The following is a 24,986-nucleotide window of genomic DNA, read 5'->3' as shown; positions in this document are numbered from 1 at the left end:
GCGCCGCTCTCTCCCCTGATCGTGAGTTGCACCGCCGACGGAGACCATCCCCCCGTCGGGGTAAGGGGGCGTGGCCTGCGAGCGCGCCGCGAGCTGCTGCAACCTGCAGCAAATCGGGCCCCGAGCGCCGCCTCTGTGAGTCTGTAACCAATCGATTTTAATCGTTTTTGTCGATGGCTCGCCGGCTGCTCCAGCGCCCCCTGCGACGGCGGACGGGGCGGGCCCACGGAGGGCTCCCGCTCCGCCGTCCTGGAGGCATCACGCCATGAAAGATCTCGTTTTCCGTCTCGATCGAGAGACCGACAAGCTGATCGAGAGTCTCGATGAGCACCCGGTCGCGCGGACGCTCTTCGCCGGCACCATCACCGCCCGGCGCTACGCGGCTTACCTCGATCAAACCCAGCATTACGTCGGGGTGGCGCGCGAGCTGCTCCGCTCCTCGGCGGAGCGCCTGCTGGTCACGGGCCGGCACCCGTCGCTCGCGCGCCTGTTGATCGAGAAATCCGATGAGGAGGCCGGACACGAGGTGTGGGCGCGGAACGATCGCGCCGCGCTCGGGTTCGGGGCGAACGACGCAGGTCCGAACGTCGCCGTCCAGGCGTACATCTCGACGCACCGGTTCGAGGCGCAGCAGGGGTGCGGCGCGGCCTTCCTCGGCACCGCGTACGTGCTCGAGGCGCTGTCGGCGCGGCGGGCGCCCGTCGCCGTCCAGAACCTCCTCCGGAGGAGCCGTATCCGCGGCGTCGAGGGGGCCGTGACGTTCCTGCGCGGGCACGCCGAGGCGGACGGCGGCCACATCGACCGGCTCGCCGGCGTCCTGCGCGGCTTCACCGCGAAATCGGACGCCGAGGCGATCGTGCGTTCGGCGCGCCGAACGCGGCAGTTCTTCCCCGGATTCTTCTCGTCGCCTGGCTGAGCCGGCGGCGCTCGACGACATCGAGCGGTCACTCACGCGGGGTCGCCGGCGGCGCGCGCCGCCGGCGACCCCGCCTGTCCGCTCCAACAGACCTGTTGCGGAGGAGCCATGAAGAAGCAGATTGGTGCCGGAATCGCCGATACTCAGGGGAAGATCGCGGATGCCCAGCGCGTCCGGTATCATGTGTTCGTGACCGAGAAAGGCCTCGTGGATCGTCACGCCGCCATGCTCGGACGGGAGATGGATGGGTTTGATGATCTCGAGACGACGCTCCACTTCATCGCCTACGTCGACGGCTTCCCGGCGGCGACGGCGCGCCTCATCCGCCCGAACCCGGATGTGGCCCAGAGGATCGGGCAGCCGCTCGGGGTCGATCTCGCCGCGCGCTACGACCTCGGCCCGTTCGTGGGCGGCGGCGTCTCGGTCGCGGAGGTGTCGCGGATGTGCGTCGTCCCGGAGCACCGGGGCGCGGCGGTGCTGCGCGCGCTGTACCTCGCCATGGTATGCGAGAGCCTGCGCGTCGGGCTCACGCACTGGGTCGGCGCGGGCAACGCGGAGACCGACGCGCTGGAGGACGCGGAGATCGCCTACCGGATCGCCGAGCGCGACGGCCTCGTGAGCCCCCGGTGGCGCGTCGTTTCGAGGCCGGGGGCGAGCGCGTCGGGACCTTCGGTGCGGCCGTTCTACACGCCGGCGGAGCGCGCCTGGGCGCGCTCCGGCGACCTCCAGGGGCTGCGGCTGCCGCGCACCCTGTCGACGTTCGGGCGCCTCGCGGCGCGCTACATGGGGCGGCCTATCCGGGAGCGGGGCTATACCGTGTGCTCGCTGCCGCTCGTCGTCGACCTCGCCGACGCCGTGCGCACCGAGGCGTTTCAGCGCGCCCTCGATCGCCGCTGAGCTGCCGCCGCGCCGCGGGCCCGTGGTACCCTGGGCCCATGGCGGACGGGATCTCGCTCAGGAGCCATGATCTGCGGAAGATGCTGGAGATCAGCGCCTCGCTCGTCGCGGCGCGCGATGTGCACGACCTGCTGGAGGATACGTTCTCGCTGCTCTTGCCGCTCGTCGGAGCCGACTTCGCTGCGCTGGCCACGACGTCGCTGGAGCGCGGGGCCAAGCTCGATTGGGTCGAGAAGGGCCTGCCAAAGGCGTTCTTCGGCGCCTACGAGAAGATGGAGACCTCCGACTTCGTGCTCAACGCGGTGCAGTCGAACCCGGGCGTCGTGCTGCGCGACGACCAGATGATCGACCGGAGGGCTTTCCAACGGAACGAGCTGTATCAGTGGGCGCGCGAGTTGGGCACGCCGATCGAGCAGGTGATGGCCGTCATGCTGCCCGTCGGCGCCGGCTTTCAAAGCGGCCTCTCGCTCTACCGGGCTCGACCGCGCCCGTTCTCCCTGCGCGATCAGGCGGTGCTGCAGGAGCTCACGCGATCGATCGCCCACGCGGTCCGCAACTGCTGGTCGTCCGCAATGGCGGTGTGCTGGGACGCGGCCCTGGAGGCGCTCCTCGTGGGAGAGGGCCGCGCGATGATCCTCGTGCGCTCCACCGGGCGGGAGCTCGACCGAACGGCGGGAGCTGCCGGCTTGCTCGACAGGTGGTTCGAGCCCGGCGAGCGCGTCGCTGGCAGCTTGCCGCGGCCGCTGCTCGAGGAGCTGGCCAGAGCGCGGTACGCGCGGAGGGCGGGCGAGGAGGGGGCACGGCGGTGGAAGAGGAAGAGAAATGGAGCGAGCCTTAGGGTGCGGTTCCTGGCCTTGTCCGAGCCGAACGGCGAGCCGTCTTGGGCGCTGGTGCTCCGCGAGGTGCAGGACATCCCTCCCGTGCCCAAGGCGCTCGCAGAGAAGCTCACGGAGCGCGAGCGTGCTGTGGCCTCCAGGGCCGGCCGCGGCTGGGAGGACAAGCGGATCGCCAAGGACGTGAAGAACGCACCGGAGACGGTGAAGAAGCAGCTGAAGAGCATCTACGACAAGCTTGATGTTGGGGACCGCAGGAGCCTCATGCTGCTCCTATACGAGGCGTGGTTCGACGTGTGACAAGACCGTCGCGGGGGGCGCCCGCGCCTCGGTGCCACAGGCCCCGTACGCAACTCTGCCGATGGCGCTGATCGCGGGATCGCGGTCAAACCACGGGGTCCGTTCGAGGCGTGAGGCGCCGGCTCCACGGTGGGGCGGCGCGCTCCGCGTCGAGCGCGTCGGTGCGTCATGCGTCCATCCACCCGCTTCATCCACACCGCTGACTGGCAGCTCGGTTTTCGCGCGGGCTTCATCCCCGGCGATGCCGGCGCGCTCGTGCGCAACCAGCGCTTCGAGACGCTCCGGGAGATCGGCAACGTCGCCCGCGAGGCCCAGGCCGAGTTCATCGTCGTCGCCGGCGACGTCTTCGAGGACCACGGCCTGCGCCCGGCGACGCTGCACAGCGCCTTCGAGGCCATGGCCGAGATCCCGGCGCCGATCTACCTCCTTCCAGGCAACCACGATCCGCTTAGCTCGGACGCCCTCTACCGCAGCGAGCTCTGGCGCCGGGAGTGCCCGCGCCATGTCCACCTCCTCGGCTCGCGAGAGCCGGTGATCGTCCGCGAGGGCGTCGCGCTCCTCGGCTGTCCGCTCTTCGAACGGCACACCCTCGGCGACGTCACCGAGCACCTCACGCCGGAGCTCGGCCCGCGCGATCACGTGCGCATCGGCGTCGCCCACGGCGGTATTAAGGAGTTCCTCGATCGGGTAGTTGGCGACGGAGAGCGCGTCCACAACGCCATCCCTGCAGATCGCGCGTCCCGCGCGCGCCTCGATTACCTCGCGCTCGGCGACTGGCACGGGCGCCTCCGCATCGACGAGCGCACCTGGTACTCGGGTACGCCGGAGGCCACGCACTTCACCGAGAAGGACCCGGGCAGCGTCCTCGTGGTGGAGATCGAGGCCCCCGGCGCGGCGCCGCGCGTGACGCCGTGCCCCGTCGCGGGCCTCGTCTGGGAGAGCGCCGAGCGCCACCTCGACGGCGCCGCCGATCTCGTCGACCTCGAGCGCCACCTCGACGGGTTCGCCCGCAAGGGGACCACGCTGCTCGAGCTCACGCTGACAGGGGCGATCGACGCGTCGACGCGGGCCCGCCTCGACGAGCTCGTCGAGGCCGCGCGCCACCGCTTTCGCTTTCTTCGGGTGCGCGATGAGCGGCTTCAGATCGTCGCCCGCGAGGCCGACGTGGCGGACCTCCCCGCCGAGGGGTGGCTCGGGCAGGCGGTCGCGCGGCTCCGCGCGCCGATCGACGGGACCTCGGAGGTGGAGCGCGCCGAGGCGTTGCGCCTCCTTCTCCGCCTCTACAGGGCCGCGTCATGAACAAGGGGATCAAGCTCCTCCGCCTCGGCGTGCAGGACGTCGGCAACCTGGTCGGACGGTTCGATCTCGGGCCGTTCTCCCCAGGGATCAACGTGATCGGCGGCCGGAACGAGGCGGGCAAATCCACGCTCGTCAGGGCGCTGCGCGCGGCGCTCTTCGAGCGGCACGACTCCGAAAACCAGCACGTTCAGTCGCTCAGGACGCGCGGGACGCGGAACGCGCCGGAGATCTGGGTCGAGCTGGAGCTCGGCGGCGAGCGGGTCAGCGTGCACAAGCGATTCCTGGAGAGGCCGGTCGTCGACGTTCACCTCCACCGCGACGGCACGGAGGTCCACGGCGCGAACGCCGAGGAGCTGCTGCTCTCGCAGCTCGAAGGACGGCGCCCCGGCAAGCGCGACCGCTCGCGGAACCACATGGGGCTCTGGGGGCTCCTGTGGGTCGCGCAGGACGAGAGTGCGTCGGCGGATCCGGGCGGTTCGCTCGATGAGCACGTGCGCGGGGCGCTCTCGGACGTCATCGGCAGGCAGGTCGGCCAGGTGCTCGGCGGCAGGCACGGCGAGCGACTCCGCACTCGCGTGATCGAGCACGCCGCGCTGTTCATGAACGCGAGGGGCCCGACGGGCGAGTATCGAGCGGCGCAGGAGAGGCTCAGGGCGGCCGACGAGCGCGTGAAGGGGATCGTGGAGGCGAAGGCCGCGGTCGAGGAGCTCGCGCGGACACACGCGGAGCTCAGCGAGCAGCTGCGCGACGCCGAGCGGAAGCTCCCGGAGCTCGAACGAGAGCTCGAGGTCGCCGTCGCGGCGGAGCGCCGCGTGCGCGCGCTCGAGGAGAGCGCGCGCGACGCCGGCGACCTCGTCGTGACGGCGGAGGCGAGGTGCCAGGCGGCTCGGCGCGAGGTGGAGACCCGCGCGGCGCTGGTGGGCGAAGCGGCGGAGCTGGACACGGCGATGGCCGCCTGCGACGAGGACGCAAGCGCGCTCGCGCGGACGATCGCGGGCGCGGGGCGCGAGGCCGCCTGCGCGCGCGAGGCCGCCCGCGCCGCGCGCGAGGCGGTCCTCGATGCGCGAGCGGCGCTGGACGGCGCCGTGGCGAGCCTCGACCGGTCGCGCCGGCGTGACGAGGCGGCGCGCGTCGCCGGCGACCTTCGCGCGGCCGAGGAGGTGGCCGCCGAGCTCGCGGCAGCGTCCCGTCGCCTGGAGGAGGAGGCGCTCGACGAGCGGCTGCTCGAGGAGATCGAGGTCCTCACGGAGAGGACGAGGGCCGTCCGCGCTCGGCTCGAGGCCGAGGGGACGCGCATCGTCGTGCTGACGGCGGACGGGCGTCGGAGCGTCCACGCGGTCGGCGCGGCGTCGACGATCGACGTGCCCGGGCTCGGGCGGCTGGAGATCGAGCCGGCCCACCCCGGGCTCGCGCAGGCGCTTGCGGAGGTCGAGAAGCAGCGGGCGGCGCTCGAGGAGGCGCTTCGCGCGCTCGGGGTCGCGGACGTGGCGGCGGCGCGGGCGACCAGCTCGGCGCGCGCCGAGCTCGCGCGGGAAGACGAGACCCTCGTCGCGCTGAAGAAGAAGCTCGCGCCGAAGGGGCTCGACGCGCTCGAGCTCCGGGTGAACGCGGATCGCGCCCAGCGCGCGCGGGTCGAGGCCGCGCTCGACGAGGCGCTACGCGCGGAGCGCGATCGCGAGGAATGCCTGCGCGCCCTCGCCGAGCACCGCGTCGACGTGGGGGCGCTGGACACGCTCAGGGCGCGGGAGCGGGACGTCGCGGTCCAGCGCGCGTCGTGCGACGCCATCGCGACGCGCGTGGAGGTCCGCGCGCTCGCCGACCTGCGGATCCGGCTCCCGGGCGCGCAGGAAGCCAGACCCGTGAGCGCCGGCTCCTCCGAGGCGTTCACGTCGGCGGTTCGCACCACCGTGATCCTCGACGACATCGCCGAGATCACGCTCGAGCCGCGCGGCAAGGACCTCGCGAAATCGCGGGCGATCCTCGAGCGGAGCGAGCGCGAGCTCTCCGCCATGCTCCAGGCGCTCGGGGTCGCCGACCTCGAGGGCGCGGCGCAGGCGGCCCGGGCGTGGACGCAGCTCGACGCCGCCCGCGAGCAGGCGGAAGAGCGCCTCGCCAAGGCGGCGCCGGACGGCATCGAGGCGCTCCGCGCGGAGGGCGACAAGGCGCGCAGGCGAAGCGCCTCGTCGGAGAAGGCGTTCACCGAGGCGAGGGAGGCCTTCGCGAATCACGCGCGGATCGAGGTCGCGCTGGCGCAGAACCCCATCACCGGGGAGGCGCTCGCGCGGCTCGTGACCCTCGAGCGCGCGCTCGCCACGGCGGAAGCCGCCGTCGTGCGTCGCCAGGCGCGTGTGCGCGCGGTCGCCGGTCCGGTCGCCTCGGGGCCCCAGCGCGCATGGGCCGTACCGCGCGCGATGCGTGCCGAGGTGGTGGGTGGGGTGGAGTGGGAGATCGTCCCGGGTGAGGTCGGTCGAGAGCTCGACGCCGATGGGGGCGAGCGGCGGCTTCGCGAGGCGCTGGAGCGGGCCGCCGTGGCCGACGTCGGGGCCGCGCGCGCGCGCTTGCAGGCGAGGAGCATCGTGAGCGCGCGGATCGCCGACCTGCGCTGGCGGCTCGCGGGCGTGGCGCCCGACGGGCTGGACGCGCTGCGAGCGCGCGCCGCGGCGCTCGTGGGCGTAGACGCCGCTCCGGCGGCGTCCGCCGGAGGGGATGCGGCGAGAGAGCCCGGCGCGCTCGAGCAGGACGTGGACGTGGCCCGCGAGGCGCTGCCCCCGCTGCAGGCACGCGCGGAGCGCGCCGCGGAGGCGCTGGAGCGCGCGGAGAGCGCGGTTCGCGCGCGGGAGCAACGCCTCCGCGAGGTCGTGGCGACCCGGAACGAGAGGGCCGCGCGGCGCCGCGTCGTGGCCGAGCGGCTCGCCGGCCTGCGGGAGGCCGTTGCCGACGTGGCCCTCTACGAGCGGGCGGAGGTCACGCGCTGGGAGCTCGTCCAGGCGCGCGAGCGCGCGGAGCGCGCCGCGACCGAGCTCGCGGAGGCGATCCCTCAGATCGCGCGGGACGAGGTGCCCCGCGCGAAGGGCGCCATCGACGCGCACAAGCGGCGCTTCGCCGCCCTGTACGATGAGGAGCTGCGACGCCGGACGCTGCTCGAGAAGGCGTCCGGCGACGGGCGGTTCGAGGCGCTCCGGGACGCGGAGGCCGAGCAGCGGGACGCCGCGCAGGATCTCGTGCGGATCACGCGGGAGGCGAACGCGGCCCGCCTTCTTCGCGCGGTCGTAGAGGACGCCTACCAAGCGTCGCAACGCCTCTTCCTAGCGCCCGTCGTGGAGGAGGCGAAGCCGTACCTCGCTCGGCTGAGGCCCGGGACCGAGATCGAGATGACGGGGGATCTCAAGCTCGGCAAGATCAAGCGCCGCGGCGAAGCGGAGGAGTTCGACGAGCTGTCCGGCGGCACGCGAGAGCAGCTGTCGGTGATCGTGCGGTTGAGCCTTGCCCGCGTGATGGCGAGGGACCAGCGATCGCTCCCGCTGATCCTGGATGACACGATGGGGTGGACCGACGACGCGCGCTTCCTGTCGATGGTGCAGATCCTCCGGGATGCCGCGAACGAGCTGCAGATCATCCTGCTCACGTGCCATGGATCGCGCTTCGATCGGTTTCAGGCGTCGTATGCCGTCGATCTCGACCAGCTGCGCGAGGCGCGCCAGCTGGCGGCCGAGGCGCCGGCGGCGCGCCGCGCTCCTTAAAGCTGGTGAGCGCGCGGGGCTCCGCATCGATGGACGAGCGTGTCTCGGCCGCGAGACGCAGGTTGCGTTACAGCGCGGACGGAGATAGCGCGGACTCGCATCGCCCAGGCTCGTTGCGCTTTGGCCGCGAGGTGTCGTGATGGGTGTTGAGCTTTTCGGCGAGCTGGGCGATGGCAGTTCCCGGCCGTGAGCCGTAGGAGCGCTCGCGGCGCTGCAGACCGTGAACCCCGAGGGGCCATGACGACGAAAGCAAACGCGCCCAAGAGACGCGCGACCAAGAAGCGAACGCGACCCGCGCCGAAGAAGCGGACGCCGAGCGACGTCGAGCGAGCGAACGGCGGACTGACGGGGAAGCAGGTGTTTGCCCTCTGGGCGCTGCTGCTCACCGGCGATGGGAAGCCCCTGTCGCAGCAGAAGGTGACGCTCGACAGGGCCGCGTTGAAAGGGCTCGAGGGCGCGAGGATGATCTCGATTGAGCCTGGCATCCGGAAGAATGACCCGGCGTACGGCGCGAAATTCCACGTGACGGATGAAGGCTGGGTGTGGGCGAACCGCCAGGGGCTGGCGGCGACGTTCGCGCGGACCTCGTCCGCGGCGGCGGTGCTGGAGGCGCTCCTCGCCAGGCTCGCCAAATACATGGAGGTTCACGGCCTCGCGCTCGATCATCTGCTGAGGCCGCGGCCCGCCGCGCCGGAGGCGACGGCGAGCGCAGCGACACGGCCCGAGGCACCCGGCGCGCCGGCGCCGCGCGCGGCCGAGCCCGCGGCGCTCGAAGATCGGATTCTCGCGGCATACCTGCGGGTGACGGGTGGGGTGTTGAACGAGTTCGTCCGGCTCGCGCAGCTCCGCGCGCAGCTCGGCGAGGCGCCGGCCGGCGCCGTCGACGAAGCGCTCCGCCAGATGCAGCGGCAGGGCGGCGCGGTCCTCTATCCCATCGACGACCCGCAGCGGATTCGCCCCGAGGACGACGCGGCGGCGCTCCAGGTCTCTGGCGAACGGCGGGATCTGTTCTGCATCACGAGGTGATCCGATGGATGGATTGAAGGCGTTCGAAGCGGTCGATTTCCAGTCCACGCAGAACCTCGACAGCGTCTGGCAGGATCCCCGGTACGACGTCCCTTCGCTGCACCAGAAGGGGCGGCGCGAGGTGCTCGCCAAGGTCCGTTCGATGGCCGAGAGCCAGGAGACGGGCTCGCCGCTCGGCTGGGTATTCGTCGGTCCCGCGGGGATCGGCAAGACGCACATGCTCTCCGCGATCCGGCGGGAGATCTTCAAGGTTCCAGCGAGCTTCGTCCTGGTCCACATGACGGACGTCCACGACTTCTGGGAGACGGTCCTCCTCGGCTTCATCGACTCGCTCCAGCGACCCGCGGGCGCGACGGACCGCACGCAAGGCCAGCTCGTCGTCCAGCACATCGCCGCGCAGGTGCGGGGCGGCGACGGGGCGGCCATGACGCGAGAGCTGGCCACGCTCCGCCCCCCGAAGCTCGTCAATGAAATGGACGCGCTGGTGCAGGGGCTCGGGCGCGCGCACCGGGCGCAGACGCTCAAGCACGCCGACACGCTCCGCGCCCTCGTGCTCCTCAACTCGGACGACATGGAGCTGTCGAACCTCGGATACGCCTGGCTTCAAGGTCACGGCGTCGACGAGAGCGACATGAAGAAGTTCGACTTCAACATCCGCGAGAAGCGGTCGAGCGCGGTGGTGGAGGGCCTGTCCTGGCTCACCAGCCTGCGATGCCCGACGGTCGTCGCCATCGATCACCTGGACGCGATCGTCACCGAGCACCACCTGCTGGCCGACGCGGGCAGCGTCCCTGACGAGCTCTCGGCCCGCCAGATCATCTCGCGCAACATCATCGAGAGCGTGGGGCGCGGGCTGATGGAGCTCCGAGACGTGACGCGCCGGACGCTGACGGTCGTCGCGTGCCTCTTCGAGACATGGGACAAGATGAAGCGCACAGCGCTGAAGTCGACGGCGCATCGCTATGAAGACCCGCGAATCCTCGTGAACCTGTCCGACGTGGCGATGGCCGAGGATCTCGTGAGCGCGCGCCTGGACGACGGCTACGCGCGGGTCGGCTTCAGGCCGCCTTATCCTCGATGGCCGTTCGCGCCCTCCGCGTTCACCTCCATCGCCGACGGGGGGAAGTCGCCGCGTGATCTGCTCCGCCGCTGCGAGCAGCACCGGCGCAAGTGCCTCGATGAAGAGCGGATCACCGAGCTCACCTCGTTCGTGACCGAGGAGGCGCCGCCGCGGAGCACGAAGGTCGCGCCCGTGCTGAGCGAGGCCACCCTGCGCGAGCACGCTCGGCTCGACGCGGAGCTCGAGCGCCTCCGCACCTCCGTCAAGGGCGTGAAGGGGTTCACCGAGCCGGACGGCGAGGACGCGCTGGGAGACCTGCTGCGCGCTGGATGCGAGCTCGTGGTCGCCGAGCAGGCGCCCGACCCTGCCGTAGAGATCGTGATCGACGCTCAGAGCGGCGAGCAGCGCAACTATCCAGCGCTCCACGCCCGCGTGCGCCAGATCTTCACCGCCCATCATGATCGCGAGCGACACTTCTGCCTCCGCGCGCTCACGCGGGACAACGCGATCGCCTTCCAGGCGCGGCTCACGGCGGCCATGACCGCCTCCGGCATCGACCGGCAGATCGAGTTTCGCAAGCTCGTCCTGGTGCGCAACGCGCCTGTCCCGAGCGGCGCCAAGACGACCGTGTTGATGGCGAAGGCTCGCGCGGCAGGGGCGGAGTTGACCGCCGCCAGCGAGGACGATCTTCGCGTGCTGGCCGCGCTGGTCGCGTTGCGCGGGGACAAGCACGTGAAGCTCGACACATTCGAGCCGTGGCTGCGGGAGCGCCGCCCTGCCTCTCGGCTCGCGCTCATGAAGCCGGTCGCCGACTGGCTCGGGCGCACGCCGCAGGCCACCGCGCCTGCGGCGGGAGCGGCGGTGGGCGCGGCTGCGGCGGGAGCGGCGGTGGGCGCGGCTGCGGCGGGAGGGCCCCCTGCGCCTGGATTCCAGCCGCCCGCCGCGTCGTCCACGACCAGCGCGACCACGGTCGTCGCGACGGCTGCCGTGACCGTGTCCGTGACCTCGCCGGCGACGCACCCGGGGCCCGCGGCGCCGGCGGTGCGGCCGGTCGTCGCGGTCGGGCATCACGTCATCGGCGATCGGCTGGGCGCGCTGCAAGTGATCCCGGCGGAGGACCTCAAACAGCACGTGGTCGTGCTCGCCGGCGCGGGATCTGGCAAGACGGTGCTGCTCCGGCGCCTCATCGAGGAGACGGCGCTGCTGGGGATCCCGTCGATCGTCGTCGACGGCGCCAACGACCTGACCCGGCTCGGCGAGCCATGGCCCGAGCGCCCCGGCCCGTTCACGGGCGAGGACGTGGAGAAGGCGGCTCGCTACCACGCGCAGACGGACGTGATCGTGTGGACGCCCGGGCGGTCGAGCGGCAATCCGCTGCACCTCGGCCTGATCCCGGACTTCGCCGCCGTCGCGCACGACCCCGACGACCTCACCCAGACGATCGCGATGACCGCCTCCACCCTGGCCGCGATGGCTGGAAAGAAGGCCGATGAGAAGGCTCGCGCGATCCTCGACGCCGCGCTCCGCTTCTTCGTCCAGGGAGGCGGCGGCGATCTCTCTACCTTCCTCGACGTGCTGGGCGACTTGCCTGACGCGGCGAGCCTCAAGATCTCGACCGCCCGCAAGGTCGCGACCGCCCTCACCGACTCGCTCCGCGCCGCCGTGCAGACGAACCCGCTCCTCCACCAGGAGGGCGAGCCGCTGGACCCCGGCGTCCTCTTTGGCATCGGCTCCGAGCGTCCTCGCGTCTCCGTGCTCAGCCTCGTCGGGCTGCCGGGGCTCGACGCGCCGCTCCAGTTCGTCAACCAGCTCGCCATGACGCTGTTCACCTGGGTGAAAAAGAACCCTTGTCCGCCCGATCGGCCGCTGCGCGGGCTGCTCGTGATCGACGAGGCGAAGGACTTCGTGCCGTCGCACGGCTCGACCCCGTGCAAGGAGAGCCTGATCCGGCTGGCGGCGCAGGGGCGCAAATATGGCCTCGGCGTGGTGTTCGCCACGCAGGCGCCGAAGAGCATCGATCATAACGTGATCGCCAACGCGAGCACACAGTTCTATGGAAAGGCGAGCTCCCCGGCGGCGATCGACACCGTGGAAGAGCAGCTCCGCGTCCGCGGCGGCACCAAATTCGACGTGGCCACCTTGCCCAAGGGGCGCTTTTACCTGGCGGGCAACGGTATGGCGGCGCCGGTCAAGGTCGCGGTGCCGATGTGCCTCTCGCATCACCCTGCCTCTCCTCCGGACGAGGACGGTGTCCTCCGGCGCGCGCGGGCGTCGCGTGCGCGCCTCCAGCCGTAGGCGAGGGCGCGGGCCAGGGGTGGTGGCCGACGTCCTCGTGGACGTGGCGAGTCGCGGCGAAACGAGCGAGCGAAGGTGCTGGCATGGGCACGAAGAGGAAGTGGGACCACGCGCGGATCGAGCATTTTCAGACGGCGCTCCTCGACGCGTTTCCGAGCCGTCCCGCACTCGAACAGCTGGTCTGGTACGGCCTCGGCGAGCCGCTCGAGACGCTCACCTCCGAGAGGAGCCCGCAGACCGCCGTCTTCGAGCTCCTCAAGTGGGCCAAGGCGCAGGGGAGGCTCGATGTGCTGCTTGAGCAGGCCCGCCGAAAGAACCCCGACAACCCGGAGCTCCGCGCCTTCGCCGAGGAGAAGGTCCCGTTCTTGGTGCCCTTCCGTCAGGAAGGGTCGCTCCTGGGTCGCGACGAGGACCTCGGGCGGCTTCACCACGTCCTGACGAGCGGCGCGGCTGGCACCCAGCGCGCGGCGATCGTCGGAATGGGCGGCGTCGGCAAGACGCAGCTCGCCCTCGAATACGCCCACCGTCACCGGAACGATTATCCGGGAGGCGTCTACTGGGTGAACGCGGCGGCGCCCCTCGTCTCCGAGCTCGCGCGCCTCGCCGAGCGGCTCGACCTCAGCGATGACGCCGCCTCCGAGGCGGAGCGGCCCGGGCGCTGGGTGCGCGCCTTCGAGCAGCACCTCTCCGACAACCCCGGCGCGCTGGTGATCTTCGACAACATCGTGGATCCGCTGGCGCTCCGCAAGGCCGCGGCCGGCATCGTCCCGTGGGAGCTGCCGTGCCGGTTGCTCGTTACGACGCAGCGGAACGACCCCGGCGCGGGCTTCGAGCCGGTGATGCTGAAGGAGCTGCGCGAGGACGACGCCGTTCGCCTGCTCCTCTCGAGTCATGCGCGGCGGAGCCTGATCGAGGGCGAGCGCGGGGAGGAGCGCGGCGTGGCCCGGGCGATCTGCCGCGCGTTGGGCCACCTGCCGCTGGCGATCGCCCTGGCGGCGGCGTACCTCGGCAGGGCGCCCGGACTCCCGCTCTCCGACTACTTCACGCGATTGAGATCCGAGGGAGCGCTGGTCACGGCAGACGCCTCGACGGGGGCCGCGTTCCGTACCCCCCTCCAGCGCGAGGCGATGGTGACGGTCACGCTGCGAACCCAGTGGAACGCGATCGAGCGCGCCGAGGCGCACGAGGTGCTCAAGGCGGCCGCGCTGATCCAGCGCGCGGCGCACGTGTCGCGGGCGACGCTCGCGCACCTCACGGGGCTGTCGAAAAAGGCGAAGGCCGGCTACATCGCGCCGCTCGAGGAGGCGCTGAGCGAGCTCTTCTCGTGGTCGCTCGCCGAAGAGGCGTCCCACGGGGCGGCGTCGAGCGACAGGGCGATTCGGCTGCACCCGCTCGTACGGGACTTCGCCTTGAGGCAGATCGATGACCAGGAGCGGTTCGCCGCGACCTGCGCGCGACGGCTCGGCAGGGCGCTCGGGGATATCGGCCGGATCGAGGAGGAGGTTCGAGAGCGGGGGCTCGACGCCGTCCTCGCCGATCTGCGCCTGGGTGAGGCGCTCGCCGCCCCCGACGAGCGGGAGCGTTTCCGGCGGCTGCTGCGCCCGCTGGATCGGGTGGCGCACTGCCTGCGCCGGTCGACGCCCGACCATGGAGCTGGGTTTTTCCTTCAACAGGTCCGCAACGTCAGCTTCGAGCTGGGCATCGAGGAGGTGCAGGCGCAGGCCGAGGCGGCCCTGCGGGAGCGCGGGGTGATGTGGCTGTGCGAGCGGCTCCGCACCAGCCGTGAGTCCGACGCGCTGGTGCGAACGCTGGCCGGCCACACCGGGTCGGTGTGGGCGGTCGCCCTGCTGCCCGACGGTCTATCGGCCATTTCTGCGTCGCACGACGGGACGCTCAAGCAATGGGACATCTCGAGCGGGTGTGAGCTCCGCACGCTGGCTGGCCACCCTCACCACGTCAATGGCGTGGCGGTGACGCCGGACGGGCGCCTCGCCGTCTCGGCGTCGGAGGACGCCACGCTCAAGGTGTGGGATCTCGTCATCGGGCATGAGCTCCGCACCTTGCGCGGCCACACGGCGGCGGTGAAGGGTGTGGCGATCACGCCGGACGGGCGCTTCGCCGTCTCGGCGTCGGAGGACACCACGCTCAAGGTGTGGGAGCTCGCGACCGGAAGGCTCGTCCGCACGCTCTCCGGGCATTCCCAGATCGTCAATGGCGTGGCGGTGACGCGGGACGGACGGCTCGTCGTGTCAGCGTCCGAGGACCGCACGCTCAAGGTGTGGGATCTCGCGACCGGCCGCCTCGTCTTCACGCTCCAGGGTCATGTCGATGGTGTCCTGGGTGTGGCGGTGGCGCTGGACGGCTGCCAGGCGGTCTCTGCGTCGGCGGACAGCACGCTCAAGCTGTGGGATCTGCGGCGCGGCCGGGAGATTCGCGCTCTCGAGGGGCACAGGGGCTGGGTGAACGGTGTGGCGGTGACGCCGGACGGCCGCTACGCCGTCTCCACGTCGTCCGACAACACGCTGAAGCTCTGGGACCTGACGAGCGGCAGAGCGATCCACACGCTCGAGGGGCACGCCGAGCCCGTGATCGCGGCGGTGGTGACACCGGACGGTCGTCTTGCGCTGTCCGCATCCCATGACAACGTCCTCAAGGTGTGGGAGCTGTCGCGGGGCCGCGAGGGCCGTGTGCACGAGGGGCACGCCGCCGAGGTGTCCGGGATCGCCGTGACGTCCGACGGGCGCTGGGCGGTCACCGCGTCGTGGGACCACACGTTGAAGCTCTGGGCGCTATCGACCTTCGGCCACATGCGCACCCTGGAGGGCCACGCTGCGCCCGTGATGCGGGTCGCCGTCACGCCTGACGGGCGCTTTGCGATCTCGGCGTCGGAGGACAAGTCGCTCGGCGTCTGGGAGATCTCCACCGGCCGGCGTCGCGCGCTCGCCGGCCACACGTGGGGCGTGGCCGGGGTGGCGGTGACGCCTGACGGGCGCTTCGTGGTCTCGGCATCGCGCGATGGGTCGCTCAAGATCTGGGACCTCTCGACCGGTCGTGTGCTGAAGACGCTCACGGGCCACGCCGCCGGCGTGAACGCGGCGGCGGTGACGCCGGACGGGCGTGTCGTCATCTCGGCGTCGGAGGACAACGCGCTCATCGTGTGGAGCCTGTCGAGCGGAGGCAAGCTGTTCGAGCTACTCGGGCACATGGCGAGCGTGACCGCGGTGGCGGTGACGCCGGACGGTCGATTCGTCGTCTCGGCGTCGGAGGACATGACGCTCAAGGTGTGGGACATCGAGACGCGGCAGGAGGTGTGCACCCTCCGAGGTCACACGGCGATCGTGACCGGCGTGGCTGTCACCCGTGATGGTCGGCGGGTGATCTCGACGTCGGAGGACACCACGCTCCGCGTCTGGGATCTCCGCGAAGAGCGCTGCGTCGCCCTGGTCGAAGCGCACACGCCCCTCCTCGGCTGCGCGGTCACCCCGGACGGCTGCACGTTCCTCGCCGGTGATGGCGCGGGCGGGCTGCACGTCCTCGGCTGGATCGAGCCTGGCGCCGAGCCGTCGGATGGCGTCGACATGCCGCCCGACCTGCCCGATCCTGCGTGTCTCGACGGGGCGGAGCGCCGGCCGCGCCCCTCCGCCGCTCCGGCGGCGCTGCAGGAGCGACGTCCCAGGGCAGCTCCCTTGCGCGAGGCGTCGCTCAAAGGCGGCGCCGGTGACAAGCCGGCCAAGAGCGGGAAGCGAGCCGCCGCGTCCGGGCGTGAGCTCCCTGCCGACGAGCTCCGAGCCCGCATCATGGACGCGCTTCGCAGCGACAGCGATCTCGATGCCTTTTGTTCCGACCACTTCCCCGGTGTCTACGCGCGGTTCACGAACGGCATGGATCGCGTCGCGAAGGTCACGTGCCTGCTGGTTCATGCGGAGCCAAGGCGCATCATGGAGGCCTTGCAGAGGCGCCGCACGAAGAAGTGAACGAGGGCGGCGAGGGGTGACGGTGCCGTGCGCCCGAGGGCCGCCGCCCGGCGACGGGAGGCCTCGCGAGGTGCGCGCGGCGATCACGCGACGAGCGGCATACCACCCGTCGCGCCAATGGACGCTATTTCTCGAGCTTTCGCCGGTCGACGTCGACGCCTCGCTTGAACCGTAGCACGGGCGTTCGTTCTTCACGGAGGGGCGACATCCCGAGCGCGATGCGAGCGAGCTGGAACGCCGCGCCGATCGGCTCTCCGAACGAGAGGGCCTCGTAGAACGTCTCGGCGAACGTCGCCGCTGCTTCATCGCCGATCGCCTGGCGCATGCCGACCGCGCAGGCGACGTGCTTGACCAGCGCCCCTGCGAGCGGCTCGGTGTCGCACGCGTTGAGCACGACGAGCTGCAAGCGGCGCTTGAGGCGGCCTATCAGGCTCACGAGCGCCCTCGCCTCCAGAGGAGCGATGTTTCCGCCGTCGTCCTCGAAGAGGAGCCGCGCCCGGCCGGAGCCGTGGCCGGAGAAGTGCAGCACATGCGGCTCTTCCTCGAGGAGCAGCCGCTGAAGCTCGCTGCGCCGGACCGCCCAGCGAGGCACGATCTCGATCGCGTTGACGCGCCGAGGCTTGCCCGCGCGGAGCCTGTCTTCGATCCGCCGCGCCTCGCGGCTGAGGGCGAGCTGGTCCGTCGACGTCGGATTGGAGGCGAGATAGAGCAGCTTGATGGGGCCGTCCTCGGCGGGTTGCGCCGCCTTCTTCGGCGACCGTTCGAGGAGTCGCAGCTGCTTGGCGAGTGCCCCTGGGGCCGCGTAATCGAGGAGGATGTTCGTCTTGCGTACCCGGTCCATCCCATCCGTGAAGCGGCCGCTCGCCTCGGGGAATCGGTCGCCGGCGAAGCTGTCGAGATCGGCGTCGCTCCGAAGAAGCCGTGCGATGCGTTCGCGTAGATCGAGACGGCGCAGCGGCATCGTGGTCGCGAGGAGCTTACCAGCGCCTGGACAGGAAATCGCGGATGGCTCCGAAATAGGCGGACGCGAAGAGGAGGATATCGTTGTGCCCGGCGCGGTCGATGAGGTGCAGGGCCTTCCTCTCGTGGGGGACGGCCGCGTGGTTCTCGCGGGCGTGGTCCGGCGGGAGCAGCGTGTCGCGCACGCCGTGCAGGACGAGGACCGGGATCTCGACGTTCCGCAGGAGCTCCGGGTTCGAGAAGCTGCGGTGCGCCTCGTCGCGCAGATCGCCGAGGTCGATCTCGAAGAGGGCGAGCAGGTGCCGAACGTCGCTGAACCCGCTCTCGAGGACGAGCGAGCGGTACGCGTCGACGCGGTGCGCGGCGATGCGCGACGCCGGGGAGCTGCCGAGCGAGCGGCCGAAGAGCAGCGGCTTCGGCGGCCGGTCGAGGCCTGCGGCGCGGCTCTTCTCGGCGAGCTCGCGCTGGAAGAAGTCCGAGACCTTCAAGGGATCTTCGTGGAGCGAGCGCATCGTCGGCTGCCCGCGGCTCCAGCCATAGCCGCGGTAATCGACAATGAAGAGGTTGAGCCCGATGTCGTGCCAGCCCTCGGCGATGTCGTCGTAGTCGGGGACGGTCTCGCCATTGCCGTGGAACGCGAGCACGGTCGGATTGCCCGGGTCGGACAGGTGCCAGCGCGCGCCGAGCGTCACCCCGGGGGCGACAGGGATATCGTAGTCGGTCGCGCCGGCGGGCGGGGGCGTCTTCGTCTGCCTGGGATAGAAGACGTCCGTGGCGCGAGGGTTTGCGTCGAGCGCGCGAAGGAGCTCGTCGAGCTGGCTGTCGGGGTCGTTCGTCGGCATGGCTCACCGTTCTGCCGAGGTCGGCGGAGGTCGTGGCGCGCAGGATACATCGTGTCGGGGCCGGATGGTCCGTGGGATGGACGCCCGCGAGCGCGGTGGGGCCGCGGGTCGCCGGGGCGCGTGGCCCGAGGGTGGCTTACGCGGTCGTGATGACGCCTTGCACCGCGGGCTCGCCGTACTCGGCGCCGCCGGTCTGCACGACGAGGTTCGGGAGGATCTCCGCCACGCCGGCGCCGTGGGTGTGGCCGCAGAGCACCTCGATCCGCCGCTCCGGGTGCCGCACGGCGGCCTCGCGGATCGCCTCGCCTGTGGCCTTGCAGGTGAAATGGGGAAGCCAATCGTCGTTGGAGATCTGGCCTTCGTGCCAGCAGGCCTCCTTGAACGGGGGGACGTGCGTGGCGACGATGACGCGCCGGTACCGCTCGAGGGCCTGTGGCAGGACGCGGCGCAGGTATTCCGCGGCCTCGTCGCCGAGGCGGTGCAAGGCCTCTCTCCGGCCGCGCTGGTCGAGGGAGGCGAGCTCCTGGATGAGCACGTAATCGTTGAGCATGACGGGCGATCTCTCGTAGTCGCCGAAGCGGGCGTCGGCCCAGCCGTCGTGGCCGACGAGGGCGGTGTCCGGGCCGAGCTCGACGTGGGGGATCGACGGGAGCCACCTGAGCCAGGGGGAGGTGGCCGAGAGCTCGGCGGCCATCGCGCGCACGGCGGCGATGCTCCCGCGGTAGAAATCGTGGTTGCCGAGGACGAAGTAGAGCGGGCGCTCGATGGCCTCGGCGACGGTCTCGAGGAGGGGGCGGAGGCTCTCGGCTTCGGCGATGTCGCCGGTGAAGAGGACCGCATCGGAGGCGGTTGCGGCGAGGGTGGAGCAGAAGGCGGCGAGTTCTTCGCGGGAGAGGAAGTTGAGGTGGACGTCGGTCGCCCAGGCGAGGCGGAGCGGGGTCGGCGCGGCCATGAAGGCAGGATAGGCGGCGAGGGGAGGGAGAGCCAGTGAGGTGGCGCGAGAGCGGGAGGCGCGCGCCACGCGGCGAAGTGAGGGCGCTCCTTGTCGTCGGCGGCGAGGGCGGTGGGGGCGACGGGGCCGCCGCGGTTCAGGGGCGGTGAGCCCTGGGAGGATCGTCGACAAGGCGCGCACTCCCGAGCTGCAATGGACCGCTGCCTTTCCGTGGCGGAGAGCTTCTTCGCAGCGCAGGTTCGCCATGGCGCCGCCACCCCGGATTCGTCTCTCTCCTCGCCTTTTCCCGTCGTTTCATGTCGGCACGGCGCGTGCTCGATGCCCCTCGTCATGCCGACGCTCGAGCACAACGCCCTCGTCGAGATCTTCCGTGAGCACCCGGAGCTCGCGCCCCGCTTGCTCGCGACGCTTTTCCACGTCGAGGTGCCGCCGCACGCCTCGGTTGCGGTGGTCGAGTCGTCGCTCGACCAGCTGGTCCCAGTCGAGTTTCGCGCCGACCTGGTGCTCGAGCTTCGAGACGCGAGCGGCGCGCTCGCGCTGGCGATCGTCCTCGAGGTCCAGCGTGACGAGGATCCCGACAAAAAGTTCTCGTGGCCGACGTACGTCACGGTCGTGCGCGCCAGGAAGCGCTGCGGCACGGTCGTCCTTGTCGTAGCGCCGGACGCGGGCGTGGCCACCTGGGCGGCGGAGAACATCGACCTCGGTCTGGGGCTGGGCCACATCGAGCCGCTGGTGCTCGGTCCAGCGGTCGTCCCCGAGATCACCGACCCTGACCAAGCTGAGAAAGAGCTCGAGCTCGCGGTGCTCTCGGCCGTGGTGCACGGCAACGGGCCGAACGGGCTCACCGTGGTCCAGGCCGCGCTCGCCGCCCTCGGTCGGCTCGACCAGGAGCACGCGGCGGTCTATTTTCAGGTCATCTGGAACGGGTTGCGTGAGCCCATGCGGCGGGCTCTGGAGGCGTTGGTCATGGAACGGCAGATCAAAGGCGAGGCAGCTTTCCCCCCGTTCGCGCAGAAGCTCATCGATCGCGGCAAGCTCGAGGGCTTGCGTGAGGGCAAGCTCGAGGGCTTGCGTGAGGGCGAGCTGAAGGCCAAGAGGGGCACGCTGCTCCGGCTGCTCGCGCGCGCAGGGATCGTGCTCGCCGAGTGCGAGAGCGCGCGCATCCAGGCATGCACGGACATCACGACCCTCGACCGCTGGATCGATAACGTTCTCGGGGCGAAGGATGCCACGGAAGTGCTCTCCTGACGGAGAGGTACAAATCCAGAACTTCGTCACCCACGTCAACCTGGCTTCAAAGGGGCCGCCCTCTCGTCCTCTCTCTTCGGCTCCTCTTTTCCGCTTCGGCCATCTCCCCCCACGTTCCGGCCAGCTGCGCCCGGCCGCCGATGGCTGTGCGTCGCTGCCGATCCTGTGCATTCACAGCGTCATGGCGATAGCCCGCCTGTCCCGTCCGCCTCCAGCGAGTCCGCGAGCGCGCAGCGCGCGATCCCTGCCTTCCTGGCCTCGTCGCGCAGCATCGCGCCCTGCTCCGCGGCCCCTTTCACGCTGAGCATCGTGCGGAGCTCGATTCCATCGGGGCTCTCCACGTGCTCTGTGATCCACGCCGACCGCATCTGCCCGACGCTGATCGGATCGGCCTCCGGGTCGAGCCCGGCTCGACTGTCGACGTCGCACATCATCGCGACCGCCTCGGGGAACGTCTGCCCGCCGGGGGCCGGGGCCTTCGCCTCGGGAGCTTTGCTGCAGGCGGAGAGGAAGGCTGGAACGAACAGGGCCAAGAGGGGAAGGGGGCGCATGCTGCCTTCGACAGGAGAGGGCGCCCGGGCTTGGCAGCGATCACCTCGCCCAGGTGCGCCCTCCGGCTACCGGTTACTCGCCTGTGCCCGCGTCGACCGCCGGGACGAGCTCGATATCGACGTTCTGAGGCAGGAAGGTCTCGCACTCGTCGTTCATGACGGGCGCGAGCGTCTGTTCGAAGTCGTCGTAGCCTGTCCCCGAGATCTTCACCCACGTCACCCCGGCCGTCCACAGCTCGCAGACGAGCGCCTCCAGCGCTTCGGGAGGAGGCTGAGCGCGATCGACGGCGCACACAAGGTTGGCCTCGTCGAGCGTCTTCCAGGTGGTCGGATCGCTCAGGACGAAGATCGGCTCGTCCGCGGCGCTCCACGCGATGTGAACGGTGGTGTCCGGCGGGACGGTGGCGCCTCTCGCGCGCACGGTGATGGTGAACAGCGCCTGTCTCGGCCCCATCGGACAGCCGCTGGCGTCACCCGTACTCGAGCCGACGGATCCGCCGCCCCCCGAGCCTTTACAGGCGCCCACCGCGGCAGCGGTCGCGAGCGCCGCCGCGGTGATCGCCGCGAAGGCCGTGAGCGATACGATTCGACCGGGAGCAAAAGGAAGGCGTGGTGCCACAAGGGCGACAGGGTAGGGGCGACATGCCAGCAAATCCAGCGTGAGCAAGTTTTTGCGCAGGTGGAGTGTCCTCTTCCCTGCGCTCTGCCCGCCGCAGGCGGTCGCGGCTTTCAGGCCTGGGCCTTGAGCTCCGCGATGTCGTTGAGGAGGGCCTGCTCGTGCCCGTCCGGCTTCACCTTCAGGTAGGTCCTTCGCAGCACGCCCGACGGATCGATGACGAATGTCGTCCGGTCCCAGTACAGGGTGCCTTTCCACTCGCTCTGCCCGACGCCCGCGGCCTTGAGCAGCTCGTGGCCCGTGTCGGCGAGCAGGTCGATGGTGAACGAGAACTTGTCGCAGAAGCTCTTGTGCGACGCGACGTCGTCCGCGCTGACGCCGACCACGGCGATGTTGGCCTCGTCGAAATCTGCCTTGGAGGCCGTGAACGACTTGCCCTGGATCGTGCAACCCGGCGTGTCGTCCTTCGGATAGACGTAGAGCACGAGCCATTTGCCCGCGAAATCCTCGAGCTTCACGGTCCTGCCGTCCTGGTTCGGCAGCGCGAAGCGCGGAAACGGCTTTCCAATCTCGACGCTCATCTTCTCTTTGCCTTTGCTGTGGGCCGGAGGAAGGCTCCCCCTGGCCGGTGACGGGTCATGGGATGGGACGGCGCAGCGGCGCGGACGTCACGTTGCTGGCCTCCCCGTGCGGGATCTAGCGCGGGATGAGCCCTCGGAACCAGGCCGTCACCGAGGAAGAGGACTCGTCCTGGTGGAGCGAGTCGGGGCCTTCCAGCTCGTCGGCGAGCCCCCCGAGCGGCCCCTCGCTGCGCGGGGGCGGCGAGCTCGGGTGCTCCTCCCCGTGCATCAGGATCGGGGCGCCCTCCAGGGTGGGCAGCAGGCTCAGGCCGCTGCCGCCGGCGGTCGGCTCCTTCGTGAGCGACTTGAACTCGAGGAGCATCATGTCGATGAGCTCGGCGATCTTCTGCGTCCCGTCGACCGCCCGCGCCGGCCCGCCCTTGGCGCGCTCCACGAGCGAGGCGACGTCGTCCTCGCTCACCGGGCGGCCGTAGCGGTAGAGGAAGCGGGTCAGGTCGCGGCCGAGCTCGCGCGCCGACAGGTAGCGAGCCGCCGGGTCGCGGGCGAGCGCGCGGCGGATGATCTGCTCCAGCTCGCGCGGCACATCGCTGTTGATCTGCTGGAGCGACGGGATCACCGCGTCGCGCACCAGCCGCACCGTGATGTAGTCGGAGTCGCCGAGGAACAGCCGGCGCCCGGCGAGCATCTCCCAGAGGATGATCCCGAGCGCGAAGATGTCGACGCGCTGGTCGACGCCCTGCTCGAGCACCGTCTCGGGCGCGAGGTAGCCGAACTTCCCCTTGATGATGCCCGCGTCGCTCTCGGCGAGCTGGCTCGACGCCTTCGCGAGCCCGAAGTCCACGATCTTCACCTCGCCGTAGCGGGTGATGAGCACGTTGGCCGGGGTGATGTCCCGGTGCACGATCTGGAGCGGCTTTCCGTCCGCGGTCGCGAGATCGTGCGCGTAGGCGAGGCCCTGGCACATCTTCGCGGCCATGAAGGCGGCGACCTCGACGGTCATCGGCCGGCCCACCTTCTTCTGGTGATCGAGGAGCGCCCTCAGGTCGGCGCCGTCCACGTACTCCATGACGATGAAGTAGGTGCCGTCGCCGACGCCGATGTCGAACACCGACACGACGTTCGAGTGCGAGAGGTGCGCCGAGAGGCGCGCCTCGTCGAGGAACATCGCGATGAACTGCTCCTTCTTGCTGAGCTGCGGCAGGACGCGCTTGATCGCGACCTGCTTCTTGAACCCTTCGATCCCCGCGCTCTCGGCGACGAAGACCTCCGCCATGCCTCCGGAGGCGAGGCGCTTGATGACCCGGTACCGCTGCTGCTCGGACATGCCCTGTCTGTCGTCCTCCCGCCCCGTGCCGCCTGGCCGTCCAGTCTAGCGGCTCGGGGCCCGCCGCGGATCAAATCCACGAGGCGGCGCGCCCCCGCGGGTCATCGGAAGGTGGCGAGCGCCGCGACCGCCGCGAAGGAGAGCCCGACGAGCGCGGCGAGGGCGAGCACCGACAGCAGCGGCTCCGCCCGCACGGCGGCGAGCAGCCGGTCGCGATCTTCCCTGGACAGCGGCGCGCCATGCGTTCCGTCCTTGCCCTCGCCGCCCGAGGCGTCGGCGACGTGCGCCTCCAGGCGGCGCCGCGCGGTCCGGGATCGCAGCGCGAGCAGCAGCACCTGGACCACCGCGGACGCGGCGAGGACCAGGAGGCCAGCGCGCCGCGCATGCGAGGCGCGCGCCCGCTCGCGCGCCTCGGCCGCCGGCATCCCGTCCGCGAGCAGCTCCACGCGCCGCGGCGAGGCGGACGCCGCCGCTGACGCGATCGGCCAGGCCACCGTGCCCGCGCCCTGCTCGTAGGGGTCGCTCGCGACCACCGCCCAGTCCGCCTCCCCGGGCGCGGGTCTGTCCGGGAGCGTCACCTTCCCCGAGAAGAAGCCCGCCCCATCGGCTGCGAGCGGGACGATCGCCCCGAGCGCACGGCCGCGCGCACCTCCGATCGAGACGTAGGCGCGCGGCCTCGGCGCCGGGGAGATCAACCGGAGCTCGGGCCGTTCGCCATCGAGTCCGCCCGGATCGAGCCAGACGGCTCCTGGGATCACGGGCAGCTTCCCTTCCCAGGTGCCGCTCGCGCTCCGTGTCCCCGGCGGTGCGCTCCCCGGGTGGGTCGCGCGGAGCGTGAGCTCGACCGTGTGCGCCAGCGGCTTGAGCGTGAGCTCCGCGGCGCCGCGCGCATCGGCCGTGATCTGCGCCGGACCGCTGCCGTGCTCCACGAGCTCCGCCCCGACGGTGCTCACCTCGAGGCGCGCCCCTGCCGCGGGCGTTCCGTCCTGCGCCTCGATCGCGACCCGCACCCGCTCCGGGAACGGCGCTGCCAGGGCTCCCCGCGCCGCCGTGACCTGCAGGCGGAGCTCCCCGTGCGCCGCGCCTGGCAGCGCGGTCGCGTTCGCCGCGCCTGGCAGGGCGGTCGTCTCCGCTGCTGGGAGCGGAGGCAACAGCGGGAGTTGCCGCTCCAGGAGCGTGACGCTGCCCAGCGCGATCCGCGCGGTCACCGGCTCCTGCAGCCCTGCTGGCGCGCGCAGCAGCGCCTCGCCGATGCCGTCCTTGTCGAGCGAGCCGGTCCATCGCTCGAGCGGCGCCCCTGCGGAGGTGGCGCTCACCTCGATCTGCGGGATCGCCGCCGGATCGTCGGCGCCGTGGAGGCGGCGCACCCCTTCGATGCGGAGCGCCAGCGCCTCGCTTCCGGCGACGGGCGTCCCCCACACCCGCACGCCGGTGGCCAGGCGTGGCGAGCCTGGCCCCAGGATCGCGAGGGCTGCGAGCCCGATGCCCAGCGCTGGCAGGACGTACGTCGCTGCGTTGGGCATCGAGGGCATCGCGCTCCCAGCATACCTCTCCGTCCTTGCGGCGCGGGCG

General features: G+C 71.3%; 17 protein-coding genes. 9 read left to right on the top strand and 8 right to left on the bottom strand.

Features of this window, described 5'->3' with window-relative positions; all coding sequences use genetic code 11:
* The first annotated feature begins 265 nt into the window (after positions 1–265).
* From WMF19_RS33665 to WMF19_RS33630, 8 genes are all read left to right on the top strand, one after another.
* Positions 266–916, top strand: coding sequence for an iron-containing redox enzyme family protein (locus tag WMF19_RS33665; RefSeq protein WP_437894101.1), 651 nt, complete (start codon positions 266–268; stop codon positions 914–916).
* Positions 917–1,024: 108 nt separating this feature from the next.
* On the top strand, positions 1,025–1,813 hold the full coding sequence (locus tag WMF19_RS33660; RefSeq protein ID WP_437894100.1) for a GNAT family N-acetyltransferase: 789 nt from the start codon (positions 1,025–1,027) through the stop codon (positions 1,811–1,813).
* 38 nt (positions 1,814–1,851) lie between these two features.
* On the top strand, positions 1,852–2,946 hold the full coding sequence (locus WMF19_RS33655; RefSeq protein WP_437894099.1) for a LuxR C-terminal-related transcriptional regulator: 1,095 nt from the start codon (positions 1,852–1,854) through the stop codon (positions 2,944–2,946).
* A gap of 168 nt (positions 2,947–3,114) precedes the next feature.
* The gene (locus WMF19_RS33650) at positions 3,115–4,245 is read left to right on the top strand and encodes a metallophosphoesterase family protein (RefSeq protein WP_437894098.1); all 1,131 of its coding nucleotides are present in this window, start codon (positions 3,115–3,117) and stop codon (positions 4,243–4,245) included.
* Positions 4,242–7,985, top strand: a complete 3,744-nt coding sequence (locus WMF19_RS33645) for an AAA family ATPase (protein WP_437894097.1) — start codon at positions 4,242–4,244, stop codon at positions 7,983–7,985. The genes WMF19_RS33650 and WMF19_RS33645 overlap by 4 nt, the downstream gene beginning before the upstream one ends.
* Before the next feature lie 237 nt (positions 7,986–8,222).
* Positions 8,223–9,011: a hypothetical protein gene (locus WMF19_RS33640; protein ID WP_437894096.1), complete on the top strand. Its 789-nt coding sequence runs from the start codon at positions 8,223–8,225 to the stop codon at positions 9,009–9,011.
* A 4-nt stretch (positions 9,012–9,015) separates the two neighbouring features.
* Positions 9,016–12,366 (top strand): helicase HerA domain-containing protein, encoded by a 3,351-nt coding sequence (locus WMF19_RS33635; protein WP_437894095.1) that lies wholly within the window; start codon positions 9,016–9,018, stop codon positions 12,364–12,366.
* 83 nt (positions 12,367–12,449) lie between these two features.
* On the top strand, positions 12,450–16,340 hold the full coding sequence (locus tag WMF19_RS33630; RefSeq protein WP_437894094.1) for an effector-associated domain EAD1-containing protein: 3,891 nt from the start codon (positions 12,450–12,452) through the stop codon (positions 16,338–16,340).
* 124 nt (positions 16,341–16,464) lie between these two features.
* On the opposite strand, the gene WMF19_RS33625 is transcribed toward WMF19_RS33630, so the two are convergent.
* The 3 genes from WMF19_RS33625 to WMF19_RS33615 all read right to left on the bottom strand — a co-directional run bounded on the left by WMF19_RS33625 (position 16,465) and on the right by WMF19_RS33615 (position 19,094).
* Positions 16,465–17,301 carry a CHAT domain-containing protein gene (locus WMF19_RS33625; protein ID WP_437894093.1) on the bottom strand — a complete coding sequence of 279 codons (837 nt, stop codon included), beginning with the start codon at positions 17,299–17,301 and terminating at the stop codon, positions 16,465–16,467.
* A gap of 16 nt (positions 17,302–17,317) precedes the next feature.
* The gene (locus tag WMF19_RS33620; protein ID WP_437894092.1) at positions 17,318–18,142 is read right to left on the bottom strand and encodes an alpha/beta hydrolase; all 825 of its coding nucleotides are present in this window, start codon (positions 18,140–18,142) and stop codon (positions 17,318–17,320) included.
* Between the two features lie 136 nt (positions 18,143–18,278).
* Entirely contained in the window at positions 18,279–19,094 is an 816-nt protein-coding gene (locus tag WMF19_RS33615) for a metallophosphoesterase family protein (protein ID WP_437894091.1), read from the bottom strand.
* Between the two features lie 318 nt (positions 19,095–19,412).
* On the opposite strand from WMF19_RS33615, the gene WMF19_RS33610 reads away from it, so the two are divergent.
* A complete protein-coding gene (locus WMF19_RS33610) occupies positions 19,413–20,342 on the top strand; it encodes a hypothetical protein (RefSeq protein ID WP_437894090.1) in 930 nt (309 codons plus the stop codon).
* 179 nt (positions 20,343–20,521) lie between these two features.
* On the opposite strand, the gene WMF19_RS33605 is transcribed toward WMF19_RS33610, so the two are convergent.
* The 5 genes from WMF19_RS33605 to WMF19_RS33585 form a co-directional block, all read right to left on the bottom strand.
* Positions 20,522–20,893: a hypothetical protein gene (locus tag WMF19_RS33605; protein WP_437894089.1), complete on the bottom strand. Its 372-nt coding sequence runs from the start codon at positions 20,891–20,893 to the stop codon at positions 20,522–20,524.
* Positions 20,894–20,966: 73 nt separating this feature from the next.
* Entirely contained in the window at positions 20,967–21,347 is a 381-nt protein-coding gene (locus tag WMF19_RS33600) for a hypothetical protein (RefSeq protein WP_272094902.1), read from the bottom strand.
* Between the two features lie 275 nt (positions 21,348–21,622).
* The gene (locus tag WMF19_RS33595; RefSeq protein WP_437894088.1) at positions 21,623–22,090 is read right to left on the bottom strand and encodes a peroxiredoxin; all 468 of its coding nucleotides are present in this window, start codon (positions 22,088–22,090) and stop codon (positions 21,623–21,625) included.
* 115 nt (positions 22,091–22,205) lie between these two features.
* Positions 22,206–23,414, bottom strand: coding sequence for a serine/threonine-protein kinase (locus tag WMF19_RS33590; protein WP_272094900.1), 1,209 nt, complete (start codon positions 23,412–23,414; stop codon positions 22,206–22,208).
* Between the two features lie 101 nt (positions 23,415–23,515).
* Positions 23,516–24,937, bottom strand: a complete 1,422-nt coding sequence (locus WMF19_RS33585) for a hypothetical protein (protein ID WP_437894087.1) — start codon at positions 24,935–24,937, stop codon at positions 23,516–23,518.
* Between the last annotated feature and the right edge of the window lie 49 nt (positions 24,938–24,986).

The sequence above is a fragment of the Sorangium sp. So ce124 genome, from assembly GCF_051525235.1.
Taxonomy (GTDB): domain Bacteria; phylum Myxococcota_A; class Polyangia; order Polyangiales; family Polyangiaceae; genus Sorangium; species Sorangium atrum.
This window is presented reverse-complemented; position numbering and strand designations above follow the sequence as displayed.

What these genes read in the sequence shown, in the direction of transcription:
- WMF19_RS33645 (WP_437894097.1), top strand. Translation starts at nt 4,242, where the DNA reads ATGAACAAGGGGATCAAGCTCCTCCGCCTCGGCGTGCAGGACGTCGGC.
- WMF19_RS33605 (WP_437894089.1), bottom strand. Translation starts at nt 20,893, where the DNA reads ATGCGCCCCCTTCCCCTCTTGGCCCTGTTCGTTCCAGCCTTCCTCTCC.
- WMF19_RS33650 (WP_437894098.1), top strand. Translation starts at nt 3,115, where the DNA reads ATGCGTCCATCCACCCGCTTCATCCACACCGCTGACTGGCAGCTCGGT.
- WMF19_RS33600 (WP_272094902.1), bottom strand. Translation starts at nt 21,347, where the DNA reads ATGGGGCCGAGACAGGCGCTGTTCACCATCACCGTGCGCGCGAGAGGC.
- WMF19_RS33625 (WP_437894093.1), bottom strand. Translation starts at nt 17,301, where the DNA reads ATGCCGCTGCGCCGTCTCGATCTACGCGAACGCATCGCACGGCTTCTT.
- WMF19_RS33585 (WP_437894087.1), bottom strand. Translation starts at nt 24,937, where the DNA reads ATGCCCAACGCAGCGACGTACGTCCTGCCAGCGCTGGGCATCGGGCTC.
- WMF19_RS33635 (WP_437894095.1), top strand. Translation starts at nt 9,016, where the DNA reads ATGGATGGATTGAAGGCGTTCGAAGCGGTCGATTTCCAGTCCACGCAG.
- WMF19_RS33640 (WP_437894096.1), top strand. Translation starts at nt 8,223, where the DNA reads ATGACGACGAAAGCAAACGCGCCCAAGAGACGCGCGACCAAGAAGCGA.
- WMF19_RS33615 (WP_437894091.1), bottom strand. Translation starts at nt 19,094, where the DNA reads ATGGCCGCGCCGACCCCGCTCCGCCTCGCCTGGGCGACCGACGTCCAC.
- WMF19_RS33660 (WP_437894100.1), top strand. Translation starts at nt 1,025, where the DNA reads ATGAAGAAGCAGATTGGTGCCGGAATCGCCGATACTCAGGGGAAGATC.
- WMF19_RS33595 (WP_437894088.1), bottom strand. Translation starts at nt 22,090, where the DNA reads ATGAGCGTCGAGATTGGAAAGCCGTTTCCGCGCTTCGCGCTGCCGAAC.
- WMF19_RS33620 (WP_437894092.1), bottom strand. Translation starts at nt 18,142, where the DNA reads ATGCCGACGAACGACCCCGACAGCCAGCTCGACGAGCTCCTTCGCGCG.
- WMF19_RS33590 (WP_272094900.1), bottom strand. Translation starts at nt 23,414, where the DNA reads ATGTCCGAGCAGCAGCGGTACCGGGTCATCAAGCGCCTCGCCTCCGGA.
- WMF19_RS33610 (WP_437894090.1), top strand. Translation starts at nt 19,413, where the DNA reads ATGCCCCTCGTCATGCCGACGCTCGAGCACAACGCCCTCGTCGAGATC.
- WMF19_RS33630 (WP_437894094.1), top strand. Translation starts at nt 12,450, where the DNA reads ATGGGCACGAAGAGGAAGTGGGACCACGCGCGGATCGAGCATTTTCAG.
- WMF19_RS33655 (WP_437894099.1), top strand. Translation starts at nt 1,852, where the DNA reads ATGGCGGACGGGATCTCGCTCAGGAGCCATGATCTGCGGAAGATGCTG.
- WMF19_RS33665 (WP_437894101.1), top strand. Translation starts at nt 266, where the DNA reads ATGAAAGATCTCGTTTTCCGTCTCGATCGAGAGACCGACAAGCTGATC.